This window comes from Aeromonas sp. Marseille-Q7275 (genome assembly GCF_965119515.1).
This window is the reverse complement of the sequence record NZ_CBCPLW010000008.1, coordinates 1-14641: the sequence shown is the minus strand read 5'-3', so window position 1 is coordinate 14641 and position 14641 is coordinate 1. Positions and strand designations below refer to the sequence as shown.

10 protein-coding genes are annotated in these 14641 nt (G+C 60.3%); 4 read left to right on the top strand and 6 right to left on the bottom strand.

Annotation, left to right across the window (positions count from 1 at the left end; all coding sequences use genetic code 11):
- Positions 1-467 precede the first annotated feature (467 nt).
- A complete protein-coding gene (locus ACWPWQ_RS09240; protein ID WP_454009611.1) occupies positions 468-2390 on the bottom strand; it encodes a RecQ family ATP-dependent DNA helicase in 1923 nt (640 codons plus the stop codon).
- Between the two features lie 337 nt (positions 2391-2727).
- Here ACWPWQ_RS09240 and sstT point away from each other — a divergent pair, with 337 nt between their 5' ends.
- Positions 2728-3978, top strand: coding sequence for a serine/threonine transporter SstT (gene sstT, locus ACWPWQ_RS09235; RefSeq protein WP_454009610.1), 1251 nt, complete (start codon positions 2728-2730; stop codon positions 3976-3978).
- 754 nt (positions 3979-4732) lie between these two features.
- On the opposite strand, the gene ACWPWQ_RS09230 is transcribed toward sstT, so the two are convergent.
- From ACWPWQ_RS09230 to pabB, 3 genes are all read right to left on the bottom strand, one after another.
- Positions 4733-6031 carry an HAAAP family serine/threonine permease gene (locus ACWPWQ_RS09230; RefSeq protein WP_025327124.1) on the bottom strand — a complete coding sequence of 433 codons (1299 nt, stop codon included), beginning with the start codon at positions 6029-6031 and terminating at the stop codon, positions 4733-4735.
- A gap of 191 nt (positions 6032-6222) precedes the next feature.
- Entirely contained in the window at positions 6223-6813 is a 591-nt protein-coding gene (locus tag ACWPWQ_RS09225) for a CoA pyrophosphatase (RefSeq protein WP_454009689.1), read from the bottom strand.
- A gap of 55 nt (positions 6814-6868) precedes the next feature.
- The gene (gene pabB / locus ACWPWQ_RS09220) at positions 6869-8245 is read right to left on the bottom strand and encodes an aminodeoxychorismate synthase component I (protein ID WP_454009609.1); all 1377 of its coding nucleotides are present in this window, start codon (positions 8243-8245) and stop codon (positions 6869-6871) included.
- Positions 8246-8454: 209 nt separating this feature from the next.
- Here pabB and ACWPWQ_RS09215 point away from each other — a divergent pair, with 209 nt between their 5' ends.
- Positions 8455-9978: a fumarate hydratase gene (locus ACWPWQ_RS09215; protein ID WP_202045854.1), complete on the top strand. Its 1524-nt coding sequence runs from the start codon at positions 8455-8457 to the stop codon at positions 9976-9978.
- A gap of 155 nt (positions 9979-10133) precedes the next feature.
- Here the strand turns inward: ACWPWQ_RS09215 and ACWPWQ_RS09210 are convergent, their stop codons facing one another.
- A complete protein-coding gene (locus tag ACWPWQ_RS09210; protein ID WP_404836544.1) occupies positions 10134-10610 on the bottom strand; it encodes a cell division inhibitor in 477 nt (158 codons plus the stop codon).
- A gap of 233 nt (positions 10611-10843) precedes the next feature.
- Here ACWPWQ_RS09210 and ACWPWQ_RS09205 point away from each other — a divergent pair, with 233 nt between their 5' ends.
- Both ACWPWQ_RS09205 and ACWPWQ_RS09200 read left to right on the top strand, forming a co-directional pair.
- Positions 10844-11041, top strand: a complete 198-nt coding sequence (locus ACWPWQ_RS09205; RefSeq protein WP_005323525.1) for a DUF4250 domain-containing protein — start codon at positions 10844-10846, stop codon at positions 11039-11041.
- Between the two features lie 396 nt (positions 11042-11437).
- Positions 11438-13912: a glycogen/starch/alpha-glucan phosphorylase gene (locus ACWPWQ_RS09200; RefSeq protein ID WP_202045852.1), complete on the top strand. Its 2475-nt coding sequence runs from the start codon at positions 11438-11440 to the stop codon at positions 13910-13912.
- Between the two features lie 63 nt (positions 13913-13975).
- Here the strand turns inward: ACWPWQ_RS09200 and ACWPWQ_RS09195 are convergent, their stop codons facing one another.
- Positions 13976-14530: a cytochrome b/b6 domain-containing protein gene (locus tag ACWPWQ_RS09195; protein WP_454009688.1), complete on the bottom strand. Its 555-nt coding sequence runs from the start codon at positions 14528-14530 to the stop codon at positions 13976-13978.
- Positions 14531-14641 lie beyond the last annotated feature (111 nt).

Genomic DNA, 14641 nt, shown 5'->3' with positions numbered 1-14641 from the left:
TCCATCGCCATCATTGGTTTAAGTTTGTACGGGAGCTTCCCGATCCTCATGCGGGAAGAGGCAGCCAATGACATCTCTATGTTACTGACTGTTAAATTATTTTTGCCACGACAGTGATGCAAATGTCAAAGACATAAAAAATAAATGTTTGTGTGGCAGGCGCAGAAAATGATGGCTCCCGGGTTTGTCGAATCGAAGTGCAGGCGGGGCAAGGGTGGCAGGGGAGAAGGGAGGAAATGTCATGACGCTTACGTTAACGTAATGTTTGTCGTTTGGTGTTTAAGCTCTAATTTTTACATTGACGCTACATTCCGGCTGCACTAGATTGGCCCTGTGTCGAGCAGTCATCGCTTTAGCAAGAGAGTGGGTGATTGTGCAGATACTAAGCTCTGTTTAAGCACGTTTCCGTTGGCTTGACCCTCGCATCTGCGAGGGTCTTATTTTTTCAGCGTCCGGCAAGCGGGTGATCAAGCGGCGGCAGGATAGATCGCCGACACCGCCGCCAGCACCTCGGCGAAGGGATGGGCCGCCAGCTGGCCAAAACCGGCCAGGTTTCTCGCCTTGATCCGGGTGGTCAATGGGGTGGCGATACCGCACAGGAAGCGGGTCAGGATCCTGGGATGGCGCTGGTGACACTGGGCAATCAGAGGATCGCACCAGGCGCGCAAGCCGTGCTCGTTGGGCAAGCCTGGAGATGGCAGCGGCGGCAGCACGGCCATCTCCCCCCGGCAGACGGAGCAGTGCCCGCACCGCTCGGGCGCCTCTTCATCGGCAAAATAGCGGGCCAGCTCATGGCTCAGGCAGTGAGTCGAGGTAAAGAACCCCAGCAGGGCCTGGAGGCGTGCCAGCTCGCTCTGCTCTTTCTTTTCAAACAGTCCATGCAGCTCTTCGGCCAGTGCCGCCGGGTCGATATGCTGGCGCACGACTCGATACACCTCCGTCATCTGCTTGCTTTCAAGCTCGATCCAGCCCTGCTGCTGCAGATAATCCAGCGCCGCCGCGGCGCGCTGGCGTTCCCCCTGATAACCCTGCCACAGCGCATCGAAGTCCATGGTGCACCAGCTGCGCGCCTGGGGAGCACAGGCAAACAGCTGCTCCAGGAACTGGCGGCGATCGGGGTTGAAGCGGGCCAGGATCTCCCGTTTTTCCAGCACGAACTTGAAGCGGTACTCGGCAAAGTAGCTGTAGGCCGGGGCAATGATCCCCGCCATCTCCAGATAGACCAGCAGGGTCTTGAGGGGCAGCTGGCGGATGTTGGTCTCGTTGGAGAGGCGCAGCAGACCAAATTCCCACTCGGCACCGCTCTGTTGCAGGATCTGGAGCAAGGTCAGGATGGCCTCCCTGTCCGGGGTGTCTCCATAGACAAAGTTTTCCAGCACAGGCAACTGGGCGCGGCTTGCCAGCACCATGCAGCGGGAGGGGAGGCCGTCGCGCCCGGCACGGCCTATCTCCTGGCTGTAGTTCTCGATGGACTTGGGCAGATCGTAGTGAATGACACGGCGGATATCGGCCTTGTCGATGCCCATGCCAAAGGCGATGGTGGCGACGATGCAGTCGAGTCGGCCGGCCATGAAGTCGTGCTGGATCTGGCTGCGCAGGGCGGGATCCAGCCCCGCATGATAGGCGCAGGCACGGATGCCGATGGCCTGCAACTGATCGGCACACTGCTGCGCGCTGTGTTGCAGGGTGACATAGACGATGGTGGGGGCCGCGGGATCGCGGCGCAGCTCGTCACGCAGCCAGCCATCGCGGGCACTGCCGGCCAGTGGAATGACGGCGAGATCCAGATTGGGACGATAGAAACCTGTCACCACCAGATCCTCGGCCGCGATGGCAAACTTGGCCTGCATGTCTGCCATGACCGCCGGGGTGGCGGTGGCGGTGAGCAGTAGTACCTGGGGAATGGCCAGATCGCGGCGATGGTCCGGCAGCTTCAGATAGTCGGGCCGAAAGTTGTGACCCCATTCCGAGATGCAGTGCGCCTCGTCCACCACCAGCAGGGAGAGCGGCACCTGGGCGATGAAGCGGCGAAAGCGCTCGTTCTTGAGGCGCTCCACCGAGATCATCAGGATCTTGAGCTGGCCGTCACTGGCCAGCTGCATCACCCGGCGGCTCTCCTCGGGGGTCTGGCTGGAGTCCAGAGTTGCGGCGGCAATTCCCTTGCTCTGCAAGAAGGCGAGCTGATCGTGCATCAGCGCCAGCAGGGGGGAGATGACCAGGGTCAGATGGGGCAGTGCCAGCGCGGGCAACTGATAGCAGAGGGACTTGCCTGCGCCGGTCGGGAAGATGGCCGCCGCACTCTTGCCGGCCAGCAGGCGGCTGATCACCGCTTCCTGGCCGGGGCGCAGCCGATCGAAGCCGAAGTGTCGGGTCAATAAAGAGGTGATCATGGCAACAGGCTCCAGTGCAAAGTGAGCGGCATGATACCACTCTCGCTTCCACATCGGCCGATGATCGGACTGGTTTGGTGACAATTTGACCGTGGTTGATATTGTGTTATCACATTGTTGTAGATTTTTTGTGAGGTAACCCTGATATTTTTCAGTGATTATGTGGAAAAAAACGGTGGCAGATGGGATATTCCTTGTCCGCAACACCACGCGTTCTGGACAGATCCAGAAGAAGGTTTGCCAACGGCACCACCGTCTACAGGCCGGTGTCAATGCGCGCGGCAGGTTGCCAACAGGACTAATGATTCACGCACCATGAGTGCACAGGGACTATTTGATGACACAACAACACCCCCTCATAAAACTGGTCAACAGCACCAGTCTGGTTAGCCAGATCCTGGTCGGTCTGGTATTCGGTATCCTCCTTGCCATGTTCATGCCTGAATGGGCCAAGGCGGCGGGTCTGCTTGGCAGCCTGTTCGTCGGTGCCCTGAAGGCGGTCGCCCCGCTGCTGGTGTTCGTGCTGGTGATGTCGGCGATCATTGGTCACAAACAGGGCCAGAAGACCAACATGAAGCCGATCTTGCTGCTCTATGTGCTGGGGACCTTCCTGGCAGCCGTGGTGGCCGTGGTGGCGAGCTTCCTGTTCCCCTCCAACCTGCACCTGGTGGCCAGCAGTGCCGAGATCACTCCGCCGGGCGGCATCACCGAGGTACTGCAGACCCTGCTGTTCAACGTGGTGACCAACCCGGTGAAGGCGCTGCTGGATGCCAACTACATCGGTATCCTGGCCTGGGCCATCGGCCTTGGCATCGCCATGCGTCACGCGGGTGACAGCACCAAGGCGCTGATCACCGACCTGTCCCACGGGGTTTCCAGCATCGTCAGAGCGGTGATCCGCTGTGCGCCGCTCGGCATCCTGGGGCTGGTGGCATCCACTCTGGCCGAGACAGGTTTCGATGCCCTGTTTGGCTATGCCCAACTGCTGGTGGTGCTGATCGGCTGCATGCTGTTCATCGCCTTCGTGGTCAACCCGCTCATCGTGTTCTGGAAGATCAAGCGCAATCCCTATCCGCTGGTGCTGACCTGCCTGAAAGAAAGTGGCGTGACCGCCTTCTTCACCCGCAGCTCCGCCGCCAACATCCCGGTCAACATGGCGCTGGCCGAGAAGCTGCGTCTGCCGGAAGACACCTACGCTGTCTCCATTCCGCTGGGTGCCACCATCAACATGGCCGGTGCTGCCATCACCATCACTGTGCTCTCCATGGCAGCAGTGCATACCTTGGGAATGGAAGTGGATCTGGCTACCGCCATTCTGCTCTCAGTGGTCGCCACCATCAGCGCCTGTGGCGCCTCCGGCGTGGCCGGTGGCTCCCTGCTGCTGATCCCGCTGGCGTGCAGCCTGTTTGGCATCAGCAACGACATCGCCATGCAGGTCGTCGCCGTGGGCTTCATCATCGGGGTGCTGCAGGACTCCGCCGAGACGGCCCTCAACAGCTCCACCGACGTGCTGTTTACCGCGGCCGCTTGCATGGCCGAGGATGAGAGCCTGATGGAGGCGGCCCCGCTGCCTAGCCGCGAAGCCTGATCCCCCTAGACTTTCCGCTATGTACTGGCGCCCTCTTCGGAGGGCGCTTTTTATTGCCTGCGATCTTGTGTCAGCGACGCTTGCCCCTTCCTTAATCCAATCTGCCGGTTGCCGCTGCGGGCCTCTTGTCCATGGGAGGACGCGTCTGCTGGTGAGGGCGGTCGCGCTTATCCCCTCTGGAAGGAAGGGCCGCAGGCGTGGCGGTGTCTATAGGCTCAGGCGCTGATAGGTAGTCAGCCGCTGCGTCGTCATAGCGGCAAAGCACCAAGGCTCCTCAGCAGGCATGCGGGCGCAGGATTGGCGAATCAAGGCTTTCGTTCTGTGTCGCCGCATCGGAGCGTCGGCGAGCGACGACATCCCGCTTCTTGGGGGCAAACCCAGGCCCCTGAGGGGGTGGCCCTGGTGGCCCCATGTTGGCGCGGCATCGTATCCATCTCCGTGCACTGGAACCCGGCAAAGGGCTGGGGAATGTCAGAAGGGTAAATGGGCGGGGTCACTCGGCAGCATGGGGGCTGACACCACTCCTGCTTCTCGTCCAGGCGTGGTGCCTGAGGAGAGGAGCATATTGCACGGGCGGCAACGCAGCGGGGGAAGGTGAACGAGTGGGGAGGGCGCTTGATACGGAAGATGGCCTTGATCCTGGCCCTTGCCGGGGCACAGCAATGAAAACAGCCCGGCACGCTGAGCCTGCCGGGCTGTGGGTCTTTGCTCGGGTCAACCGGTGATCCGGTTGACCCGAGCTATCGGGGCGGGGTTAGCCGACCAGCTGATAAAGGATGGCTGAGATGGCGATGAGGCCCATGGTTGCCACGAACAGGTTGCTGATCTGGCCCTGGTATTTCGCCATGGCCGGGACGCGCTTGATGGCGTACATCGGCATCAGGAACAGTATGGTGGCGATGATGGGGCCACCCAGGGATTCGATCATGCCGAGGATGGAGGGGTTGATCACGGCCACGGCCCACAGGGTCAAAATGAAGAAGGCGATGATGAACAGTTCGATCTTCTTGTGGTTCGGCTCTTTGCCGGAGGAACGCATCTGCTGCATCACCATGCCCTTCAGACCTTCACGGGCACCCAGGTAGTGGCCGAAGAAGGAGGAGACGATGGCGACGAAGGCAACCAGCGGACCGAAGTAGGAGATGATGGGGCTCGCATGCTGGTTGGCCAGGTAGGAGAGCACGGCAATGTTCTGGGACTTGGCTTCTGCCAGCTGGGCCGGAGTCAGGCTCATCACGCAGGAGAAGACGAAGAACATCACGAAGCCCAGCAGTATGATGGCGGTGCGCTTCAAGATGGCGTCGGACTTGGCGACGGCGTTGTCACCATGATCACGGCGCTGGGCCAGGGCGAAGCTGGAGATGGCCGGGCTGTGGTTGAAGGAGAACACCAGCACCGGGATGGTCAGCCACAGGGTGGTGGCGAAATCCTTGGCGGAAGGCACCTGGGCCAGGGCGGCACCTGTCCAGTCCGGGATCAGGTAGAGGGAGATACCCGCCAGGATGGCGATGAGGGGGTACACCAGGAACTCGGTGACCTTCAGCATCAGCTTCTCACCGGCCAGCATGACCGACATCATGGCCATGATCAGCACTATGGAGAGGATCCAGCGCGGTGGCGCCGTCATCTGCAGCTGGTTGACCAGGAAGCTCTCGACGGTATTGGTGATGCCCACGCCGTAGATCAGCACTATGGGGTAGATGGCGAAGAAGTAGAGCAGGGTGATGAGTTTGCCGGCGCCCACGCCGAAATGCTCTTCCACCACTTCGGTGATATCTGCATTCGGCTTCTTGGAGGAGAGCACGAAGCGCGCCAGGCCGCGGTGGGCCAGGTAAGTCATGGGGCCGACCAGCAGCGCCATCACCACCAGTGGCCAGAAGCCACCCATGCCGGCGTTGATGGGCAGGAACAGGATGCCGGCGCCGACGGCGGTGCCGAACAGGCTGATAACCCAGGTGGTGTCTTGTTTGCTCCAACCGCGTGATTGGACCGAGCTGATCCCTTGCTCCTGTGCGGCTGCAACGTCCTGTGCGCCAGTGACAGTATTGGACATGTGTCTCACCCCGAATGTGTGGTTTTAATTAGTCGGCGCAAGAATACTTTTTTTTTAATCAAAAATGTTGATCAGATTCACCTTTACGAGGCTGAAACCCGCACTTTCTTATAGAAATGTGATCAAAAGAATAAATAATCAAAATTTATTTATCATATGCGGTGTTAGTTGAATGTTAAATGGATAATTTTTCACCTTACGAGGTTATCAATATGTTGTCCTGACAAGTGCTGGGCCAGTTGGCGGATCATGCTGGCGGTGGCCCCCCAGATGAAGGAGTGTTGCCAGGGGATCCAGTAGATGGTGTGGCGCTTGCCCGCTCTTGGGAGCGTCAGGGCTATGTGGTGGGCCGGATCCAGCACATGGCTGAGGGGCACCTCGAAGGCCTGCTCCACTTCGTCGGGGCTGAGGGCAAGCCGATAGTCGGGATCTATCATGGCCAGCACCGGCAGGACGTCATACAGGGAGATGGTGTTGAGGGGGGTGAGACTACCAATGACCCGAACCTGGGAGGCGGGGATCCCGAGCTCTTCGTGGGTCTCTCGCAGGGCCGTGTGGATCAGGCTCTCATCTTCCGGATCCTGGCGCCCGCCGGGGAAGCTTATCTGCCCCGGGTGGTGGCGCAGGGTAGTGCTACGGCGGGTCAGCAACAGATGCAGCCCCTGGGGGCGCTCCACCAGGGGGATCAGCACAGCCGCCGGTTTGAGCCCCGCCAGCATCAGGCGGTGGGCGGGGGCGGGGCGTTGCAACAGGAAGCGGGTCAGCAGCTCGGCGCGGTTCATCTCGATATCCATCTCGGTCCTGGTCTCCTCGGGGCTGGCTAAGGCTGTCACAGGCTCACTGGCGCAGGGCATCCAGCAGCGGCAGGATGCGGGCCACCTTGTCGTAGGTCTCCTGATATTCGGCGTCAGGGTCTGAGTCGGCGATGATGCCCCCTCCCGCCCAGCAATGGAGCCGGCCGGCTTCGGCTATCAGGGTGCGAATGCAGATGCTGGTGTCCATCCGGCCATGCTGGCTCAGGTAGCCGATGCTGCCACAATAGGCGTTTCGCCGCACCGGCTCCAGCTCCTCGATGATCTCCATCGCCCGTATCTTGGGGGCACCCGTGATGGAGCCACCAGGGAAGCAGGCCCGCAGCAGATCCACCCCCTGCCAGCGCGCATCCAGCTCACCGTGGATGGTGGAGACCAAGTGATGCACGGCGGGGAAAGACTCCACCGCAAACAGGCTCGGCACGCTGACGGAGCCCGGGCGGCTGACCCGGCCTATGTCGTTGCGCAGCAGATCCACGATCATCAGGTTCTCCGATCTGTCCTTGTCGGCACTGGCGAGCGACTCGGCCACCTGTTTGTCGATAGCGGGATCCGGATGGCGGGGCCGGGTGCCCTTGATGGGCTTGGTCTCGATGTGGCGGCCATCGAGCAGCAGGAAGCGCTCGGGGGAGAGGCTCAAAATGGCGCTCTGGGGCAGCCGGACAAAGGCCGAGAAGGGGGCCTTGTTGGCGGCGCTGAGGGCGAGATAGGCGGACCACTCGTCCCCTCCATAGGGGGCGCTGAAGCGCTGGGTCAGGTTGATTTGATAGCAATCCCCTGCCGCCAGATAGGCCTGGATGCGGGCGAACTTTTCGCCGTACTCGGCCCGGCTCATGTTGCTCTGCCACTCGCCCTGCAAGGCGAAGGGGGCGCAGGGTTGAGGAGCTTGCGCCGCCAGCCACTGCAATCGTCTGACGAGCCCGGCCTCATCTCCCCAGTGCACCAGCTGCCAGCGACCGGTCGCGACCTCCCGCAGCAGTGCCCAGTCGTAGATCCCCACCGCCATGTCGGGTACCTGGATGTCTGCACTGGCCTGGACGGGCAGACGTTCGAATCGTCGGCCCAGATCGTAGCCAAAGAGCCCCAGGGCGCCCCCGATGAAGGGCAGGTCATGCTCATCCTGCACCAGCTCCCCCAGCAGGGCTCGTTGGGTCTCGGCGAGCAGGGCGAGGGGATCGCCGTCATGATGGCTCTGGTGACCAGCCTGGGTGAGGCAGGTGCTGGCACCCCGGGTCTCCAGGGTGGCAAGCGGATCGGCGCTGATGATGTCAAAGCGGTTGTCGGCGCCCGTTGGGCCTGCCGATTCCAGCAGGATGGCCCAGGCCTGGTGTTGCAAGCGGGCAAACAGGGCGTGAAGCGATGCTTGCGGGTCGAAATGGTGGATATGCAGTCTTGGTTTCATTTTTTGTTACACAGGCAACAGTTTGCACCCAGCTCCCTAGCCGGTTCGGGTGCTCAAGCGTATCATGGCCGCCGGCATTTTTAAGAAAAACACCGTTATAAAAACACGCCGTAGTCGCCGGCTCTGTGCGCATTCGCCGCCTGCCGAAGGCCCGGCTCATATGGAAGCCCTTGCTCGCGCAAGCGACGACAAGGACCAGTGAGGATGATATGAGCATCATTAGAAAACAGGACTTTATCGATTCCATTGCTGACGCCCTGCAGTACATCTCTTTCTACCACCCCCTCGATTTTGTCCACGCCGCCAAGGCTGCCTATGACCGCGAGATCAACCCGGCCGCCAAGGATGCCCTGGCCCAGATCCTGATCAACTCCCGCATGTCTGCCGAAGGGCATCGCCCCCTGTGCCAGGACACCGGCATCGTCACCTGCTTCGTCAAGATCGGCATGCAGGTGCAGTGGGACAGCGACATGACGGTGCAGGAGATGGTGGACGAGGGCACCCGCCGTGCCTACACCAATCCGGACAACCCGCTGCGCGCCAGCGTGCTGGCGGATCCGGCCGGCAGTCGCAAGAACACCAAGGACAACGCCCCTGCCGTGGTGCATATCGACATGATCCCGGGGGACAAGGTGGAAGTGAGCATAGCGGCCAAGGGCGGCGGCTCCGAGAACAAGTCCAAGATGGTGATGCTCAACCCCTCCGACGACGTGGTCGAATGGGTGCTCAAAACCGTGCCGACCATGGGCGCCGGCTGGTGCCCGCCTGGCATGCTGGGGATCGGCATCGGCGGTACCGCCGAGAAGGCGGCCGTGCTCGCCAAGGAAGCCCTGATGGAGCACATCGACATTCAGGAGCTGATCGCCCGGGGCCCAGAAACCACAGAAGAGAAGCTGCGGGTCGAGCTCTATGACAAGGTTAACCGGCTGGGGATTGGCGCCCAGGGGCTGGGTGGCCTCACCACAGTGTTGGACGTGAAGGTCAAATCCGCCCCGACCCATGCCGCCTCCAAGCCGGTGGTGATGATCCCCAACTGCGCCGCCACCCGCCACGTTCACTTCGAGCTCGACGGCTCTGGCCCCGCCGAATTGACTCCGCCGAGGCTGAGTGACTGGCCGGAAATCACCCGTGAAGCGGGCGGCAACGTGCGCCGGGTCAATGTCGACGGCATCACCAAGGCCGAGCTCGCCAGCTGGAAGAGCGGCGATACCGTGCTGCTGTCCGGCAAGATCCTCACCGGCCGTGACGCCGCCCACAAGCGCATTGCCGACATGCTGAAAAATGGCGAAGGCTTGCCGGAAGGGGTCGATTTCACCAACCGCTTCATCTACTACGTCGGCCCGGTCGATGCGGTGCGTGACGAAGTGGTCGGCCCGGCCGGTCCCACCACCTCCACCCGGATGGACAAGTTCACCGACATGATGCTGGGGGAAACCGGCCTCATCGGCATGATAGGCAAGTCCGAGCGGGGCCCGAAAACCGTCGAGAGCATCAAGCAGCACCAGGCCGTCTATCTGATGGCCGTGGGGGGCGCGGCCTACCTGGTGGCCAAGGCCATCAAGAAGGCGCGGGTAGTGGCCTTCGCCGATCTGGGCATGGAGGCCATCTATGAGTTCGAGGTGGAAGACATGCCGGTGACAGTGGCGGTCGACTCCCAGGGCAACAACATCCATGAAACCGGCCCGGCCTACTGGTCTGCCAAAATCGCCGAGCTGGATACCAGGCTCGCCTGATCCGGTAGAAGCCCCTGGCGGGGCGCCGGGCAGATGGCAGCCCAGGCCATATGACAGAAGGCGACCTCAGGGTCGCCTTTCTCGTCTTGGTTGCCGCCCTGCCAGACTGACGTGGGGGTGGGGAGCCCTGCCAGCCCGGGTCGGCACGATATGACTCAATGGTTCAGGTAGACGTCCTGCCCACCGTAGCAGAGAGAGCCCTGGGAAGGGGTGGGCTCGAAGAAGCGGGTCAGGACACCGGCACGCTGCCCCAGGGTGCTGAGGCGGCTGCGATCCAGAGCAACCCGTTCGGGCAGCCAGGTCAAGACGGCGGCACAATGGCCGTTGGCCAGGCTCTGCTCCAGCAGACGTTGCCAGTTCTTGATCTTGGGGCCGTGAACCACCAGTACCCGGGCGGGATTGATTCCCTGTGCCTGCAGTTGCTTGGCCACGGGCAGCCCTGGCGGGGCTATGAGCAGGATCCAGCCGCTGTCGCTTTGGCTCAATCTTCCCAGCGCATCCAGCAACGGGGCTTCATGGAGATCCATGACCAGTCGATGCTCATGCTCCGCCTTGCTCTGATGGCGGGTGGGCCAGGTGGTGATCACACCGGCAGAGGAGGAGAGTGGGCGGTGACTCAGGGGCTGGCTCATATGTGTGTCCTGTATGAATAACCATGCTGTATGCGCATACAGTAGTTCTATCTCATGCCAGTGACAAGGCGTTTGTGATTAAAAATGTGAGCCGACTAACAGGGGTTCATATTAACCATTTGAATTTAAACACTATTTATATTGATGATGGGGTGGGTGTTTTTTAACCTATAGACAAAGCGCGGGCCGGCGCTCATGGTTATACAGTATGTATGGCAAGAGGAGGGACCAAGATGGATGTGAGCACCTTGCAACGGCTGGACGCCAATATTCTGCTCGGGATCATCAACGAGAAGCTGCGGCTGGAGTGCGATGGTCTGGAAGAGTTGCTGGCTTACTACGACATGACGGAGGATCAGCTGGCCACCCGTCTGCAGCAGATTGGTTATCACTACGACCCCATGAGTAACCAGTTCAAGGCCCATGGTTAATTCAGCTCAGGAAGCTGCCCCAATTGGGGCAGCTTCCTTTTATTGCCGTGCTGATACACCAAGCATTGAAAGCGATTTCATCACCGGCCGAGTCGGCGCTTATTTTCACGTATTTTCAGCCGCTGGCAATCATTGAAAACCTATTCATGAATCCAACTTTTTGGATTTCATTCAATGGTTTGATTTTTAAGGTTATTTTTATTTTGTTCAGGGAGGATATAGGAAAGGGTTTTCATGGTGAAACTGTCATTTTTATACGTTAAAGTGTGACTCACGTTAACTTTTAAACCCCCGGCTTTAGCTAGTATGCCCACGCCGGAACATATTCTGAGATAACAACAGCGCCGGTCCCTCAAGGGGATAACATTTTTTATTTGTAACGAAGGAAAATGGTTTATGGCTACCAAGAAGAAGACAGACCAGGATCTCCAACTGGATAAAGATCAGCTCAAGGCGAGTATCGTGCGTCACCTGCGTTCTACCTTGGGTACAAGCGAACAGAAAGCCTCTCCCGAAGCATGGTGGAAAGCGACCGCTGCCGCCGTCAACGAACAGGTGTACGAGCGCCTGACCCGTACTCAGCAGACTCACTTCAAGAAAGATACTCGTGCGATTCACTATCTCTCTGCTGAATTCCTGATGGGGCGTCTGACCTCCAACAACCTGCACAACCTCTCCCTGTACAAGATTTGCGAAGAGGCCCTGGGTGAACTCGGTCTGGAACTGACCGACCTGTGCGAGCAAGAGCCGGACATGGCCCTTGGCAACGGCGGCCTGGGCCGTCTGGCCGCCTGCTTCATCGACTCCCTGGCCACCCTGAACTACCCGGCGGTGGGCTACGGCATCCATTACGAGCACGGCCTGTTCCGTCAGGAGATCCAGGATGGCCGCCAGATCGAGCGCCCGGACTCCTGGCGTGAATATGGCAACCCCTGGGAGATCTGCCGCCCCGAGTCGGTGCAGGAGATCCCGCTCTACGGCTACGTGGAAACCGTGTTCGGTGACAAGGGCGGCCTGAAGAAGGTGTGGCACGCCGGTCGCAAGATCAAAGGGGTGCCTTGGGATATTCCGGTCGTCGGTTTTGGCGGCCACACCGTCAATATCCTGCGCCTGTGGGAATCCCGCGCCTCCGAGTTCTTCGACTGGGACGTGTTCAACGCCGGTGGTTACATCGACTCCCAGGCAGAGAAGGCCCAGGCCGAGACCATCTCCAAGGTGCTCTACCCGAATGACGAGACAGATGCAGGCAAAGAGCTGCGCCTGATCCAGCAGTACTTCTTCTGTGCCTGCTCCATCAAGGACATCATGCGCCGCTACAAGCGGGTCCATGGTTCGGATTTCCGTAACTTTGCCGCGCAAATTGCCATCCAGCTCAACGATACCCACCCGACGGTGGCCATCCCCGAGTTGATGCGGGTGCTGGTGGACGAGGAAGACTTGAACTGGGATGCCGCCTGGGCCATCTGCTACCAGGTCTTCTCCTACACCAACCACACCCTGCTGCCGGAAGCGCTGGAGAAGTGGTCTGTCAGCCTGTTCGAGAAGGTGCTGCCCCGTCATCTCGAGATCATCTACGAGATCAACGCCCGCTTCCTGAACGAGCTGGTGGAGCCCAAGTGGCCGGGCAACGACGCCATCAAGGCCAAGCTCTCCATCATCGAAGAAGGGGACGTGCGCAAGGTACGCATGGGCAACCTGTGCGTCATCGGCTCCTCCAAGGTGAACGGCGTGGCCGAGATCCACTCCAAGCTGGTGAAAGAGGATCTCTTCCCCGAGTATGCCGAGCTGTGGCCCGAGAAGATGTGCAACGTCACCAACGGCGTGACCCCCCGTCGCTGGCTGCTGGCCTGCAACCCCGAGCTTGCCGCCCTCTACAACGAAGTGGTGGGCAAGGAGTGGCCGCTGCAGCTGGACAAGCTGCGCAGCGTGACCAAGTTTGCCGACGACAAGGCGTTCCAGCAGCAGTTCATGACCATCAAGCGTCACAACAAGGAGAAGCTGGTCAAGGTCATCAAGGCGGAAACCGGCATCGATGTCTCGGCCGAGGCGATCTTCGACGTCCAGATCAAGCGTCTGCACGAGTACAAGCGCCAGCAACTGAACCTCATCCACATCATGGCGCTCTACCGCCGTCTGCTGGCGAACCCGGACTATGACATGCACCCGCGGGTGTTCATCTTCGGCTCCAAGGCGGCGCCCGGTTACAAGCTGGCCAAGGACATCATCTATGCCATCAACAAGCTGGCGGAGCGGGTCAACAACGACGCCCGCATCCAGGGCAAGCTGAAAGTGGTGTTCATGCCGAACTACCGGGTGAGCCTGGCCGAGAAGCTGATCCCGGCGGCGGATGTCTCCGAGCAGATCTCCACCGCAGGTTACGAAGCCTCAGGTACCGGCAACATGAAGATGGCTCTGAACGGCGCCATCACCATAGGTACCCTGGACGGCGCCAACATCGAGATCGCCGAAGAGGCCGGGGCCGAGAACTGTGCCATCTTCGGCCTGAACGTGGACGAGGTGAAGTCCCTGAAGGCGCGCGGTTACAACCCGTACGACTTCTACTACGCCAACTCCGAGCTCAAGGCGGTGCTGGACTGGTTCGACACCGACTACTTCACGCCGGGTCGCCCGGGGGAGCTCGCCTCCATCAAGCGCTCCTTGCTGGAAGGGGGGGATCCCTACCTGACCCTGGCCGATTTCGCCTCCTACTCGGAAGCGCACAAGCTGATCGATACCTGGTATCGGGATCCGGCGCTGTGGGCGAAGAAGGCCATCATCAACTCGGCCACCATGGGCAAGTTCAACTCCGACCGCTCCATCCAGGACTACGTGGATCGGATCTGGAAATTGAAGAGCTGCAACGTCGGCTGACAACACCCGATATGAAAAAACCCCGCATCGCGGGGTTTTTTTATCTCCTCTGATCGAGGTGCCTCAGCGCTTGTCGACGATCTCGGTATCGGCCGGTACGCGCTTCCTGCCGGTGATCATGGCCCTGATGAGATCCCCCCGGGTCAGGCGATCGAGGACGATGACCGCCAGCACATGGATGAAGATGGCGATCTGCAGCGCCTTGGCAAAGAATTCGTGCAGCTCCTCCATGAGCTCTTCATCAAACAGCCGCTCGTACCCCGTCATGACCCCGGTGACGGCCGTCCCCACCAGACAGGTCAACAGCAGCAGTATCATCAAGGCGCCCAGCGGATTGTGGCCGGCATGATAGGGGTGTCTGCCCTGCCAGCTGGCCTGCAGGTAGCGGCCCAGGCGGGCCGGGGTCGGAAACCACTGGGCAAACCTGGCGTAGTCGGAGCCGACAAATCCCCACAGGATGCGCAGCACCAGCAATCCGGCCAGGGCGTACCCGACATAGCGGTGATTGCGTCTGCCCTCCTCCAGGATGAACAGGTTGAGCACGCACAGCAGGACGGTTGCCCAGTGAAATACCCTGATCAGGGGATCCCATACCCTGATGGCCCTGCCGCTTCCCATCGATTTCGCCATGATTTTTTCCTCTCGTTGTGATGCACACCGACTTTCCATGCGCCTGTTGTCGGCACGCCGTTGTCCGCATCATGGAGGCACTTTCTTAAGGCCGTGTTA